Genomic DNA, 12,831 nt, shown 5'->3' on the forward strand with positions numbered 1-12,831 from the left:
ATCCTCCCGATTTTCGTCGGGAGGGTGCGAAATGTGAGGATTAACCTGTCCGCAATGCCAAGCACCCTCTGCCTATTTGTATGCCAACAATGGCGGAAAGGGACAGTATCCGTGCAAAGTGTGCAATGGTCGATTCAATCACCGAAGCCGTTTTGCCAAGCAAGTCATCATGCGTTGTCCGCACTGCTTAAAGACACTGGAGAAAATCAAAGAACGCAAGGATTACTACATCTACAAGTGCAAAAACGATGATCGTTCGTTTTACCAAACGAACCTTCGGCGCATGAACAAAAGTGAACGGAAACGATTTAAACAGAAACCCCATGCCTTTAAAGTTCGGTACCTTTACCGCGAATTTCTGTTTGACTTTCGGCCGTTGGCACCGTCCTCTCCGAAAAAGCCAAAGGTGGATTTGTCCCGTCTGTCGGTGTCTTCTCACATCCTTGGGCTGATTTTGACGTATCACGTCAACTACGGGATGTCTTCCCGAAAAACAGCGGGCGTCATGAAGGACGTGCATGGGGTGTCGATTTCCCATCAGACCATCATTAACTATGCCAACAGTGTCGCGCTGATCGTCAAGCCTTTCATCGATCACTTTCCTTACGAGCTGTCTGGCTCCTTTTGTGGGGACGAGACGTATATTCGCGTCAAAGGACGTTGGCATTACTTGTTCTTTATGTTGGATGCCGTGAAAAAGATCGTATTGTCTTATCGCGTTTCGCCCAATCGAGATACGCTGTCTGCGATTCGTGCCATGGATGACGTCCTAAAGAAGTTGCCTTCGATTCCAGAGGCACTCTCTCTTGTCGTCGATGGGAACCCGATTTATTTATTAGCGCAACACTTTTTCGCCCAACATGGCATTCATTTCGATGTTCGACAAGTCATCGGGTTGACCAATGAAGATCCCGTGTCGGAAGAGTTTCGACCATTGAAACAGATCATCGAACGATTCCACCGAACATTTAAAGGGAACTATCGACCGACTCACGGCTTCGGTGCAGAAGAAGGTTCGGTTTCCTTTGTCACGCTCTTTGTGGCGTATTTCCACTTCTTGCGCCCACATGGGGCATTAGAAAACCGAGTGCCGGTCGTCCTCCCAGAGTTGGACAGCCTTCCACATATGCCTGCGCGTTGGGGCAAGCTGATTGCCATGGCGCAAGACTTTCTGAAACAACAGGCTGTCTAGTAGGGATTCGGCGGAGCGCACCCTTGACCATCCGAACCTCGCCAAAGGTAAAATAAGGGTAACTATTCAGCCACATGATCGCTGAATAGTTTTTGTATTTCTTGGCTATGATGTGAATATTGATAGACAAGGAGGTGAATCACGTGTTGACGGTACAACAAGCTGTATTTACGGTTGAGAGCTTAATCAGCAAAGTCCAACAACAAAAACAGCTCATGCATCAACTCGTTCAAGAAAATGAACATTTGCGTCACGAAATCAAACAACTACGCAAAGAAAATGAACAACTGAAGTATCGCGTTCAAGAGTTGGAAGCACGTACGAACAAAAACAGCTCCAATAGCCATTTGCCCCCCCCCATCTTCTGACCGTTTTCATCCCCTTTCTTCTCGCAAGCCATCGGGCAACAAGCCAGGCGGACAAGAAGGACATCAAGGAACGACGCTCCGCCAAGTGGAACATCCACATCATCGCATCGTTCATCGTGTGCATACGTGTCAAGGATGTGGGGCTTCTTTGCGTGAAGTCAAACCGTTCAAAGTCGATGAGTCAGTCAAGACTTTGTGGAGAACATTTTTTCGGTTCACTACGGGTGTTGTCAATCACTAGTTAGCGAACCATTTTCAGGAATTGATATCGTAAGCGCTTTCGGACTCTCATCCCTCATCTTGAGGTGATGATATTGTATTCCATTTTTTTACATCCAACCAAAATCCCGAAGCGCCGACAACGCTCGATGGATCGGCGTCCCGGATGACCGCTGCAGACACGGTAGATTCTGACGCACCACATCTGCCCACAACCGTCCTGCCTTCCGTTTGGCCTGTTCAACCCGCTTGGACTTCGTCGAGGCCGAGGCTGCCGTTCGGGTCTCTTCTTCCTCCACCAACTGCCCATTTCTCCGCCAAATCCCGTCGATTCGGGCTGCCATCGCCCTCAGAAACGCCCGAAGCCCTTGGTCTTTCCAGCTGCGGCGGGATTTCACCCGATGCGCAAACCGGCTCATCACGCTCTCGGCGTGGCCCATCGGACGCATGCCGGTCGTCTCCACCCCCCCATTGAGCACATTCACCGCCCCAAATACAGAAACGTGGGCATGATGGCCGTACGTGGGCACTTGTTTTTGCCGGCCTGCCTCCGACCAAGTGGCCCGCAGGATTTGATAAGACCGGACATGAGTTTCATCGGCATATAAAAGAATCGTATCGGGAGTGATCAGTTTTTTTAATGAGATCCATTTGTTTCTCAAACGCCTGCTATTGTTCGGCATCGCCTTTGGCCAGGGTATAGGTGGGACGAGTCCAAGACCATCTCATTCGATGTAAAAGTTTGCGAATTCCTTCCCGGGACATGTCCACCTCGTAGTGTTCGCGGATATAAGACTGAAGAATCCGCGCATTTCAAGAAGAAGCCAGTTCGGCCGGGGTGTGGGTCAAGATCGTCTGTTTCAGTTCCTGTTGCTGTTCCAGTGTCAAAAACGGCTCCCGGCCCGGCGGATATTTCCGATCGAGCAGGAGACCGAGCCCTCCTTCGTTGAATAAGGAGACATAAAATGCGACGCTTTGGCGGCACAGGTTGAGCATGGAAGCGACGTCTTTGCCCAGATACCTTTCCATGACGAGGCGAACGGCCATGACGTGTTGACGCAGGGAAATGTTTTTGATTTTTTCTCTTCCTTTCGAAGGGTTCGTGGCGTCCATCCATGGTCATTGGTGATTTTCAATCGTTTCATTCCGTTTCCGCTCCTTTGCTTCGTGAAGTACCTAGGACAGTATAACCGGGGTGGAAGCCACTTATACGGACGTTAATGTTTCAATGTGCATCTATATATATTATACATATTTACCAGTGAAATGAAATTATAGTTTAAAAAATTCTTTAAATTATGTACAATAAGATAACATACTAATTAAGTATACTTTTTCAGAAAGAGGGGAAAATCAAATGAAATTGAAGTTAATACCTTTTGTAGTTCTTTTAATAATTACAATCTTATTAACAGGATGTAACGAGGAAAAAAACAAGAAAAAGTATGATTCAGCAATTAATCAAGTGATTACTTTAGAAAATAAATACTTACAAAAAGAGAAAATATTTTCTGATACCCAAATTTTAAAAAGAGAAGACACAGGTATTATTGTTTTTAAAGACGGAAAATTTATTGAGCTCATATATGATGTTTCAGGAAAACAAATTGAATCCTTATATAAGAGAGATATAGATAATAACTATAAACGTTACCCGAACACAAAAGAAGAACTAGAAAAAGTGGATAAAGATCTTAAAATAATTGATTACACAGAAAATATAGGATTAAAATAAAGATTCTTCACTATACCCGTGGTGCTAGATAAACTCAAACAAGCATAAAAATAGCCCTTGCATGAGGTGAACATATCCCTGTCAAGTAGACAGTGTGAAAAATACCCACCTTCTTCAGCTGCTTGTAGCTCACATTTCGCAACCTCCCGAGCAGAATCGGGAGGATTTTTTGAGGGGGATGCCGAATAAATCCTTGATACACCGAGAAAGCAAAGGAGTTTCGGCATCATGACCATTCGGATTCAGGCGATTTATAATGTCATACGACTGGATACGGTAGCGCAAATCGGCCTTGATGGTTTGCGGCATTCGACGGTACTCCTCGAGTTCGGTCGTCTGATCGGCCCGGGTGAACGCCTTGGTGTTCGTTTGCAAGGAGTGGCAGGCGGTTAGGACGATCAGAAACGGGAAGACGAGCAGCGCTTTCAGGACGGCGTTTCGCTCCTTTCTCGTCTGCGTAAAGCGGATCGACGACAACAACGCCAATCCGACAAGGGAAAGAAACCATGCGGTCCATTTCCATTCCCCGCCGCGGTCGACCTCAAACCCGATGTAGGAATCATACGCTCGTTGAATCGCGTGTTTTCCGATAAACAGCAGCGACGTCCAGTCGCGGGCATGAACGGTTTGGGACAAATCGATGAACAGCTCGGTCGTCATCGGGCCGGTCAGGATCCATACAAGCAACATAGCGAAAAAACTGACCTTTTTCGTTTCCAACAGCAGCGCGATGATGACGCCGTACAGGACGGTGAGCACGAGCGGTCCGAACTGGTAGACGACGAGAAACCGAAGCAGCGACCAATACAGATCCGAAGGCTCCACCCCAACGAAGAGATACACGAGTGAAAAAACGCCGCAGCTCATCATCAGCATGATCCCTTGGCACAGCGCATGAACCGCCAGCAAGGCGCTCATTTTCTCCAGCAGAATCCGGTAGCCGTCGGCGAACCATGACGAAACGCCGTAACGAAGCTCGTTGGAGTAGAGAAGGTAGAACCACACGATGTAAAAGAGCGAAACGATTTGAACAAGCATGAACACTTCAGAAGGCAGCTCCACAGAGTATTCCATGCCTGCATTCATATCGTCTGAAAAGAATAAAACGAACCTGACAAGCAGCAAAACAAAAAATAGGATGCTGGCGCCAACGTATAACTTGCTTTTCAACAATCGTTTCCAATAAAAAACAAACAGCCATTTCCACCTCATCGTCGATCAACCGCTTTCTGTCCAAGAAGTTGACAAAAGAAAAATGCGGTCAGGGATCGCCGCATTCCTTTTTAGGCGTATCCCCTGACTCCCTCATCATCCGGATTCGGTATATTTATTTGACGGTAATAGTCACATATCCTCTTGAGCCAACCGTTTGACCAACAATTTGGCCATAATACTTATCGTCTTTGGTTTGTGGAAAACTGCGCGTTTCTTCTTGCCTAGGATTGAGCCAGTTGGTGGAGGCGACGACGCTGTCGGGCCACCAATTGATCAATTTGTAAGCATAGCCTCTCGTTTGGATGGGAAGCCGTTATTTGCCGCCAAACGTCAATGATCCCCTGTCTGCTTTTATTGAGGTTTCCGATCTCCTTTGCTGATCCAGACAATGGTGATGAATGCTGCTAGAAAGATGGACAGCGTTAACATGATGAATTTGTTGATGAGCATCGGTTCCCAAACCGGCGGCTCGAACAAAAAGATATGCGGCCAGGGCATGAACGTTCCTAATGTGGCCACTTCAAGCACCGTATAAATAAAAATGACTGTCAGTGCGATATTGGTGTTTTTTGTAAGAACAAGGGAGGCAGTGCTGAAAAATAGGTAAAAGAACGTCAATAGAATGAAATGAATGAGATTCAAAAAAGACAAAGAAGAAACTCCATATTTCCACATGAATGCCCCGCTTAGCACGACAACCCCCAACAAATGGATGAAAGAATAACGTACAATATCGATCCAAACCCATTGCCTATAGTAAGGGACAAGCGTCTCTTGCGCTCCGTCTTCATACAGTTCGCCGAACCGATAGATGAGGCACCAGCCGGAAAACGGGATGAACAGCCCTTGGATGATAATCACATTGTCGTAAATACTTGGCGATTTGCGGGGAACAAACAAAATAAGCAACAGCGATAGGATGAACATCGCCGGTGGAACAAAAAATGCTCCGCCCATTGTCTTGCGGTCAAACACGAATGCGGTTCGCATCCATTCGATGTAAGCTTTCATCTTGGTTCCCCTCTCCTGACAACAGCCAAATAGCCGTCGATCAATCGCGGCGCCACCCGTCTCCCCCCTGTTCCCCCGTTTTTGGAGAATACTCGCGCGTGAATGCCATCCTCTTCTTCGAGAAGCTGCACCACTTCTCTCGTTGCGATCAAGTCATCCAATTCTTCGGGGTGTATGCAATATTCCCATACGCAGCCTTTTGCGCGGGACTTCAGCTCAGACGGCGTGCCTTCAAACAACACTTGCCCTTGTTTTAAAACCCCAATTTTGGTGCACAAAAACTCAATGTCTTCCACAATGTGCGAAGAAATGACAATCGTATGCTCGGAACCAAGCTGTTTGAGCAGATGGCGAAAGCGGATTCGCTCTTCAATATCCAAGCCGGCAGTCGGCTCGTCAAACAGCAAGATGGACGGCTTTCGCGTCAATAAATGAGCAATTCCCACCCGTCGCCGCATTCCGCCGGACAGCTCGGACATCTTTTTCGTCTCATGGCCGTTCAAGTTCACTTTTTGAATTGCTTCGGCAACGGCCGCGTGCCGTTCGCCTTTGTCCATCATTCCTTGCAATAAAGCGAGATGGTCAAGCGCTTCTTCGACCGTAATGTTTGGATAGACCATGAAATCTTGCGGCAAATAACCGATCCGTTCATGAGCTTTCACATATTTTCCTTTGGTGCAGCTTCGTTCGTCGATCGCCACCTGCCCTTCATCCATGGGTGTCAAGCCGGCCAATATTTTCATCAATGTCGTCTTGCCGGCTCCGTTCGGTCCGACTAACCCGTAAATCCCTTCCATGCAAAGCGATACGTTCGATAAAATGAGTTGTTTTTTGATTCGTTTCGTGACGCTGGATGCATGGATCATGTTTGTCCCTCCTGAACCATGCGGATGAGTTGTATCACTTTCTCCCAGCTGCCATCTGCTCCTTCCCTCATTTGTTTGTACCATAAAGCCAAAAATGTTTGTTTTTTTTCATCGGATAAGCGTTCATACTCCCCAGACAGCTGCCTCAGCACTTCCTCTGTTTTCCCGTCAGGAGAGTCGACTGACAAAGTCAAATCAAACGTCAAATCTCCTCCGGAATAGGGAAGGGCTAATTGTTGTTGGAACCATCTTGCCAGCAACGCTTGAAACACTTCTTTTTGCATCGATGAATGTGCTCCCCTCCAAAGAAGTCCTTCTGTTATGATTTCCGGCAAATACATCAATGTTCCTTCTTGGGAGCGAAGGGAATATGGCGTATCAATTTGAAGAAGCAAATGATCGCTGCTATATACGCTCCGTTGTTCACCATGGGGAGCGAGCAACACGATGTTCGTCGGCAACTTTGCCTCTTTTAAATCGAACATCTGCACGATGTCATGGTGGATGCGCCGTACATGACGTTCGAAAACCGGCCAATCCCGCTCAAGATTCGGCCAATCGGCGGGGTGCACGATCTGCCACGGCCCGATTTTTTCCTTCACAAACATTCCCGCTACGGCTGTAATGCCGCCGGACACAACTCCTTCGTACGTTCCGTCGCTTCGGCGCAGCAAATTCGTATAAAACGGCGCCGTTCCGTGAAACGACAACGTATAGCGGATCGGATGGCTCGGTTGCATCGATACAGGCACCGGACTGGAATGAACGTTCACAAAGGCAAACGGCGCATGTTCGGCTTTTGTCGGCACCCAGCTGAAATCGCTCGGCAAAAACAAATAGTGCGGTGAAATCGGAATTTGCGCGGAATCGTTCATTTGATACTCAAATGTCCATTCGTCGGTCAAGCGATTGGGTGAACGTTTGACCGTGATGACATCCCCTTGTTGAATAAACGGCAGCTGTTTTCCGGTTTGATCAGTGATTTGCTTCAGAGAAAAATGATGATAAAGCACGAACGACAGCGTGTCGCCCCGAATTTGTCGCAAGGTCACTTTCACTTTCGCACGGACACCGTTTTTGGCCTCCAGCTGAATGTCGTACCGTTCAATCGAATAGTGCAATGTGCTTGGTTGGATGGTTGGATCATGAGTTTGATAGTAAACATTTTCTTGAGCCAAATCAGCGTAGCTAAACACCAGTTTGCTTCCTGTGAAAATATGCGGAAACAACCAAGCATCACCCGACAAAAGCAAAGCAACGCCCATGATAATGGCCGCCTTCTCCTTTGTCGTGCGGGCCGTTTTCCAAAGAATGGCCCATACCGCCATCATCGACGTTAGAATCCAAAACAATAGTTTCATGTACGTCGGAAGGCTGACATTGTATCCAACGACGTCACGAAATACATCGTCCATATTCAACGGACCGATGTAGAACAAACTACGGATGTCGGAAAAGGGGATGCGATGGAGATAACGGGAAAACAATTGTGTATTCATCGGGCCGATGGCCAGCCAAATGACCATCATCCAGGCAAAGCTTAATCGATTTTTCCCAAACAATAGAGCAGTGAAAATACCAAGAAAAAAGGCAAATATGAACGGCAACAACCAATACGCCGCAATGTACGACGCCGTTTCGGTATACAACGAAGAAAAGGGAAGACCCCATGTGCGGTAAAATTGCCATACAAGTGCAACTTGAAGACTGGTGAAAAATGAAAGAAACAGCAAGTGATTCACAAACAAGGCGGCGATTTTCAACGCTGTGATGCGCAGTGAACCGGCAAACAAAAGATTGGCGCCAAATCGGTATTCATCAGAGAACAACTTGTAAAAAAACACCATAAACAGCAGCATTGTCGCTTGGACGATTAACGTCATTTCCCCGACAAAATTTCCATAATCCGTCTTGCCAAAGGAATCGTACTGGCGAATGAGAAAGCGCATCATCAGCATGATGAACCAAAATGTGTATGTTCCCATATAGAGAATGCTTTTTCCCATCTGTTTGGCGTAAAACCACGATAGGCGAGTAAACAACATCATAAGGGGTCACTCCATTTTTCAGCATGGTCGCATCCATCAACGATAAAAGGAAGCAAGCGAATGCCGGTGTGATGGAGCGGTGTTGACATTCGCTTGCTTGTTGAATGAAGCGTGCAAACTTAATTCACGGTCACTTTTGCTTCGCCATAAATAGATGTCGCGTTGGCTTGTGTGTATGCTTCAGCATAGTAGAAAGACCCGTTTTCAGCTGTAAAAGATTTTTTTACTGTTTGTGATGGATAGGCTATTGCCGAAGCAACTGTTGAATCAGGCCACCAGTTGATTTGATCACGGAGAGACAAGGGAGATGGTCCCCATGCCAATGGTACTTTTCCTTTCCGACAATCACGTTGACTCGTGTGCATGTTTTCGTTTCTACATTGGAGTGAAGCGTTCCGGATGAGTTGATATCGTAAAGCGTTGAATCCATGGACTGCGGATACCAGTTGGCAAGCGACTCGGTGCTCTTCGTACAGCTTCTTTTGCAGCTTTTGGCTGATATACCCTTTGTCACCGAGGTTATACGATCGTTGAGCCGATACAAAAAGCAAAATCGATGCATATTGTTTTGGAAGTTTAACACGATCTGTTGTAAAATGAAAGTGCTCTTGCATGGGAACTTCTTCTTTTGATGTTTGGTTGCACTTTCATTTTAAGGAGATCCTCATGCAAGGGCTATTTTTTATGCTTGTCTGATTTTATCTAGCACCACGGGTATCTATATACATCCAAATTGACATCTTAATCTCTGATTTGTGCAGCACATCCGGTAAGGGGAGCACCTCATTTGGATGCTGTAAGATCTATTGTTCACAGCATGTAGGGGCAGTATAATCATGAAAAAGGGTTCATACAGAAGTCATTACTTTAATTTGATGCAAAAAAGCTTTCACCATATACATGCCCATTAAAAGATTAACCTTCGTATAACCAGTGCCCACTCCGGTTATCCTGTTTCGAAGGAAACCAATGGAAAAGGAGCGGGATCATTTATGAAACGTCCGCGCATCACCAACGATCACGGATGGACACCTCGGACACTTCGCAAACAGGAACGGAAAATCAAAAATGCCCTTCTTCGCCAACGGGTGATGGCGGTTCGCCTGGTCATGGAAGGCTATTTGGGCAAAGAGGTGGCCTCCATGGTCAACGTGTGCCGACAAACCGTTTCCCATTCTGTGTCGCTGTTCAACGAAGGCGGTCTGGAGCTCTTGCTTCATCGGGATTTCGCCCCCGGGCGGGAGCCGTTTCTCACCGAAGAACAGCAGGAAGAGATCAAACAGCTTGTGTTGACCACCACTCCCGTGGGAACTGGGCTGGGACGTCGCTTCGACGTGGAACACCAAACTCCTGCAATCCTATGTCGCCAAGCAATTCGGTGTTTCCATTTCCCGCGAAGCGCTGCGAAAACTCCTGCACCGTCAAGGTCTGTCATGGACTCGCCCGACGTACACACTGGCGAAAGGAAATCCGGATCGACAAAAGCAATTGGAAAAGCAAATGGATCTGATCAAAAAACTTGGCAATCAAGCGAGGCTCATTCAGCAACAGGGCGGCTATCGATCCATTCAAGCCCTTCGCACGCGTTGTGAGCATGTGTTCGCTGAAGGGAAGGAATGTCACGGGCTGGACCGGATCCGAAGCCGGGGTCTTTATGCCATGGAAGAACAGGCGCTGTTGACCGCCGTCGTGCAAAATCTGAAGCGATTGTGCCGGTTTCGAAAAAAAACGAGGGGAGACCGGCTCTTTGGCGTGCGCAAAACCGAAATTGGGAGCAGGAAGTCCTGCTCGTCTTCCCATCCTTTGGCGCCAAATGGCGGGGAGAATGGCCTCCAAAATTCGACATGTGGGAAGTCTATGCCCCATTAATTCACCGGCCTTCTATATATATGCTCATTGAAAAGTTAACCTTCGTATAAGTGGTGCCCACTCCGGTTATACTGCTCCTAAGGAAAAGTATGGAAAAGGAGCGGAATTCTGCATGAAACGTCTCAAAATCACCAACGATCACGGATGGACACCTCGGACACTTCACAAACAGGAACGGAAAATCAAAAACACCCTTCTTCGCCAACGGGTGATGGCGGTTCGCCTGGTCATGGAAGGCTATTTGGGCAAAGAGGTGGCCTCCATGGTCAACGTGTGCCGACAAACCGTTTCCCATTCTGTGTCGCTGTTCAACGAAGGCGGTCTGAAGCTCTTGCTTCATCGGGATTTCGCCCCCGGGCGGGAGCCGTTTCTCACCGAAGAACAGCAGGAAGAGATCAAACAGCTTGTGTTGACCACCACTCCCGCCGAACTGGGCTGGGACGTCGCTTCGGCGTGGAACACCAAACTCCTGCAATCCTATGTCGAAAAGCACTTCGGTGTTTCCATTTCCCGCGAAGCGTTGCGAAAACTCCTGCACCGCAAAGGGCTGTCGTGGACACGGCCGACCTACACATTGGCGAAAGGTGATCCGGATCGACAAAAGAATTTTGAGAAACAGATCGACTTCATAAAAAAAACTTAATGGATCCTGATTCGGTCTTGTTGTACCTTGATGAAACACATATCCGCTCTTACCATGTCTTGCGGTCCACATGGTCGGAAGTCGGCCGCCAAAAACAAGTGCCGACGTTCGGCCATCATGCCCACGTATCGCAATGTCATACGACTGGATACGGTAGCGCAAATCGGCCTTGATGGTTTGCGGCATTCGACGGTACTCCTCGAGTTCGGTCGTCTGATCGGCCCGGGTGAACGCCTTGGTGTTCGTTTGCAAGGAGTGGTAGGCGGTTAGGACGATCAGAAACGGGAAGACGAGAAATGCTTTCAAGACGGCGTTTCGCTCCTTTCTCGTCTGCGTAAAGCGGATCGACGACAACAACGCCAACCCGACAAGGGAAAGAAACCACGCGGCCCATTTCCATTCCCCGCCGCGGTCGACCTCAAACCCGATGTAGGAATCATACGCTCGTTGAATCGCGTGTTTTCCGATAAACAGCAGCGACGTCCAGTCGCGGGCATGAACAGTTTCGGACAGATCGATGAACAGCTCCGTCGTCATCGGTCCGGTCAGGATCCACACAAGCAACATAGCGAAAAAACTGACCTTTTTCGTTTCCAACAGCAGTGCGATGATGACGCCGTACAGGACGGTGAGCACGAGCGGTCCAAACTGATAGACGGCGAGAAACCGAAGCAGCGACCAATACAGATCCGAAGGCTCCACCCCAACGAAGAGATACACGAGTGAAAAAACGCAGCAGCTCATCATCAGCATGATCCCTTGGCACAGCGCATGAACCGCCAGCAAGGCGCTCATTTTCTCCAGCAGAATCCGGTAGCCGTCGGCGAACCATGACGAAACGCCATAACGAAGTTCGTTGGAGTAGAGAAGGTAGAACCACACGATGTAAAAGAGCGAAACGATTTGAACAAGCATGAACACTTCATGAGGGATATCCCCATAACTCTCCATATTGTACGGATCGGTAAAAAATAGTGTAAACCGTACGGCCAGCAAAAGAAAAAACGAGAAACTAGCACCAATGTATAACTTGCTTTTCAACAATCGTTTCCAATAAAAAACAAACAGCCATTTCCACCTCATCGCCGATCAACCGCTTTCTTTCTGAGAAGTTGACAAATGAAAAATGCGGTCAGGGATCGCTTTATTTTTTTAGGCGTATCCCTGACTCCTTTATCATCCGGATTCGGCATCGTTATTTGACCGTAATGGTCACGTATCCTCTTGAACCAACCGTTTGACCAACAATTTGGCCATAATATTTATCGCCTTCTTGTTGTGTAAAATTGCGCGTTTCTTCTTGCCTAGGATTGAGCCAGTTGGTGGAGGCGACGACGCTGTCGGGCCACCAATCAATCGATTTGTAAGCATAGCCTCTCGTTTGGGTATTGGCACCATTATTTACAGCATGAATATTCCCTGTACCATTTGTATTTGCTCTAATAGTTTTTGTATTGCTGTAAGTACTTGACCCATCTAAAAAGGCTGTTGCGGATTCTGCTCCCGCTGCACCGGCAGTGGCTATTACTGCTGCTGCAAGCGATAAAGATGCCCATTTTGATTTCCATTTCTTTTTTCGGTTCACGATCATGTTATCCCTTCTCCTCTCCAAATATTATATCGCTTGTTCTCGTCTTTACTGCGGTTCCAGCTTCATTTCGTAAG

General features: G+C 47.6%; 8 protein-coding genes and 9 pseudogenes. 6 read left to right on the forward strand and 11 right to left on the reverse strand.

The genetic code is table 11. The annotated features are described in order from the left end of the window. Window positions 1–40: 40 nt before the first annotated feature. Both B9L19_RS07870 and B9L19_RS07875 read left to right on the forward strand, forming a co-directional pair. Window positions 41–1,192: pseudogene (locus B9L19_RS07870) on the forward strand (DDE-type integrase/transposase/recombinase); the annotation flags it as partial. A 143-nt stretch (window positions 1,193–1,335) separates the two neighbouring features. Then, window positions 1,336–1,738: pseudogene (locus B9L19_RS07875) on the forward strand (DUF6444 domain-containing protein); the annotation flags it as partial. Window positions 1,739–1,889: 151 nt separating this feature from the next. On the opposite strand, the pseudogene B9L19_RS07880 reads toward B9L19_RS07875, so the two are convergent. The 3 genes and pseudogenes from B9L19_RS07880 to B9L19_RS19775 form a co-directional block, all read right to left on the reverse strand. Continuing rightward, window positions 1,890–2,246, reverse strand: a pseudogene (locus B9L19_RS07880) (UPF0236 family transposase-like protein); the annotation flags it as partial. Window positions 2,247–2,448: 202 nt separating this feature from the next. Then, entirely contained in the window at window positions 2,449–2,544 is a 96-nt protein-coding gene (locus tag B9L19_RS19770; protein WP_167372781.1) for a winged helix-turn-helix domain-containing protein, read from the reverse strand. A 48-nt stretch (window positions 2,545–2,592) separates the two neighbouring features. Further along, window positions 2,593–2,775: a hypothetical protein gene (locus tag B9L19_RS19775; protein WP_428839047.1), complete on the reverse strand. Its 183-nt coding sequence runs from the start codon at window positions 2,773–2,775 to the stop codon at window positions 2,593–2,595. Window positions 2,776–3,136: 361 nt separating this feature from the next. Between B9L19_RS19775 and B9L19_RS07890 the strand changes: the two genes are divergently transcribed. Then, on the forward strand, window positions 3,137–3,514 hold the full coding sequence (locus B9L19_RS07890; protein ID WP_025950780.1) for a hypothetical protein: 378 nt from the start codon (window positions 3,137–3,139) through the stop codon (window positions 3,512–3,514). A 255-nt stretch (window positions 3,515–3,769) separates the two neighbouring features. Here the strand turns inward: B9L19_RS07890 and B9L19_RS07895 are convergent. The 6 genes and pseudogenes from B9L19_RS07895 to B9L19_RS18630 form a co-directional block, all read right to left on the reverse strand. Then, window positions 3,770–4,726 (reverse strand): annotated as a pseudogene (locus B9L19_RS07895) (ABC transporter permease); the annotation flags it as partial. 354 nt (window positions 4,727–5,080) lie between these two features. Then, window positions 5,081–5,740, reverse strand: coding sequence for a hypothetical protein (locus B9L19_RS07900; RefSeq protein WP_025948779.1), 660 nt, complete (start codon window positions 5,738–5,740; stop codon window positions 5,081–5,083). Continuing rightward, window positions 5,737–6,606 carry an ABC transporter ATP-binding protein gene (locus tag B9L19_RS07905; protein ID WP_047752840.1) on the reverse strand — a complete coding sequence of 290 codons (870 nt, stop codon included), beginning with the start codon at window positions 6,604–6,606 and terminating at the stop codon, window positions 5,737–5,739. Before B9L19_RS07905 ends, B9L19_RS07900 begins: the two co-directional genes overlap by 4 nt. Further along, window positions 6,603–8,654: an LTA synthase family protein gene (locus B9L19_RS07910; RefSeq protein WP_047752841.1), complete on the reverse strand. Its 2,052-nt coding sequence runs from the start codon at window positions 8,652–8,654 to the stop codon at window positions 6,603–6,605. Before B9L19_RS07910 ends, B9L19_RS07905 begins: the two co-directional genes overlap by 4 nt. A 262-nt stretch (window positions 8,655–8,916) precedes the next feature. After that, a pseudogene (locus B9L19_RS19780) lies at window positions 8,917–9,105 on the reverse strand (hypothetical protein); the annotation flags it as partial. A 73-nt stretch (window positions 9,106–9,178) separates the two neighbouring features. Beyond that, window positions 9,179–9,268, reverse strand: a pseudogene (locus tag B9L19_RS18630) (IS982 family transposase); the annotation flags it as partial. Between the two features lie 495 nt (window positions 9,269–9,763). Here B9L19_RS18630 and B9L19_RS19785 point away from each other — a divergent pair. The 3 genes and pseudogenes from B9L19_RS19785 to B9L19_RS07925 all read left to right on the forward strand — a co-directional run. Then, window positions 9,764–9,862: pseudogene (locus B9L19_RS19785) on the forward strand (helix-turn-helix domain-containing protein); the annotation flags it as partial. Between the two features lie 313 nt (window positions 9,863–10,175). Further along, window positions 10,176–10,554, forward strand: a pseudogene (locus tag B9L19_RS19015) (transposase); the annotation flags it as partial. A gap of 198 nt (window positions 10,555–10,752) precedes the next feature. Next, window positions 10,753–11,166, forward strand: coding sequence for a winged helix-turn-helix domain-containing protein (locus B9L19_RS07925; RefSeq protein ID WP_428839048.1), 414 nt, complete (start codon window positions 10,753–10,755; stop codon window positions 11,164–11,166). 120 nt (window positions 11,167–11,286) lie between these two features. Here the strand turns inward: B9L19_RS07925 and B9L19_RS07930 are convergent. Both B9L19_RS07930 and B9L19_RS07935 read right to left on the reverse strand, forming a co-directional pair. Then, window positions 11,287–12,249, reverse strand: a pseudogene (locus B9L19_RS07930) (ABC transporter permease); the annotation flags it as partial. Between the two features lie 112 nt (window positions 12,250–12,361). After that, window positions 12,362–12,757 (reverse strand): hypothetical protein, encoded by a 396-nt coding sequence (locus B9L19_RS07935; protein WP_011230640.1) that lies wholly within the window; start codon window positions 12,755–12,757, stop codon window positions 12,362–12,364. Between the last annotated feature and the right edge of the window lie 74 nt (window positions 12,758–12,831).

The organism is Geobacillus thermocatenulatus, assembly GCF_002217655.1.
Taxonomy (GTDB): domain Bacteria; phylum Bacillota; class Bacilli; order Bacillales; family Anoxybacillaceae; genus Geobacillus; species Geobacillus thermocatenulatus.

Bases quoted from the DNA above. Each gene is read 5' to 3' on its own strand.
- B9L19_RS19770 (WP_167372781.1), bottom strand. From the start codon at position 2,544: ATGTCCCGGGAAGGAATTCGCAAACTTTTACATCGAATGAGATGGTCT.
- B9L19_RS07925 (WP_428839048.1), top strand. From the start codon at position 10,753: ATGGAAGGCTATTTGGGCAAAGAGGTGGCCTCCATGGTCAACGTGTGC.
- B9L19_RS07900 (WP_025948779.1), bottom strand. From the start codon at position 5,740: ATGAAAGCTTACATCGAATGGATGCGAACCGCATTCGTGTTTGACCGC.
- B9L19_RS07910 (WP_047752841.1), bottom strand. From the start codon at position 8,654: ATGATGTTGTTTACTCGCCTATCGTGGTTTTACGCCAAACAGATGGGA.
- B9L19_RS07890 (WP_025950780.1), top strand. From the start codon at position 3,137: ATGAAATTGAAGTTAATACCTTTTGTAGTTCTTTTAATAATTACAATC.
- B9L19_RS19775 (WP_428839047.1), bottom strand. From the start codon at position 2,775: ATGCTCAACCTGTGCCGCCAAAGCGTCGCATTTTATGTCTCCTTATTC.
- B9L19_RS07935 (WP_011230640.1), bottom strand. From the start codon at position 12,757: ATGATCGTGAACCGAAAAAAGAAATGGAAATCAAAATGGGCATCTTTA.
- B9L19_RS07905 (WP_047752840.1), bottom strand. From the start codon at position 6,606: ATGATCCATGCATCCAGCGTCACGAAACGAATCAAAAAACAACTCATT.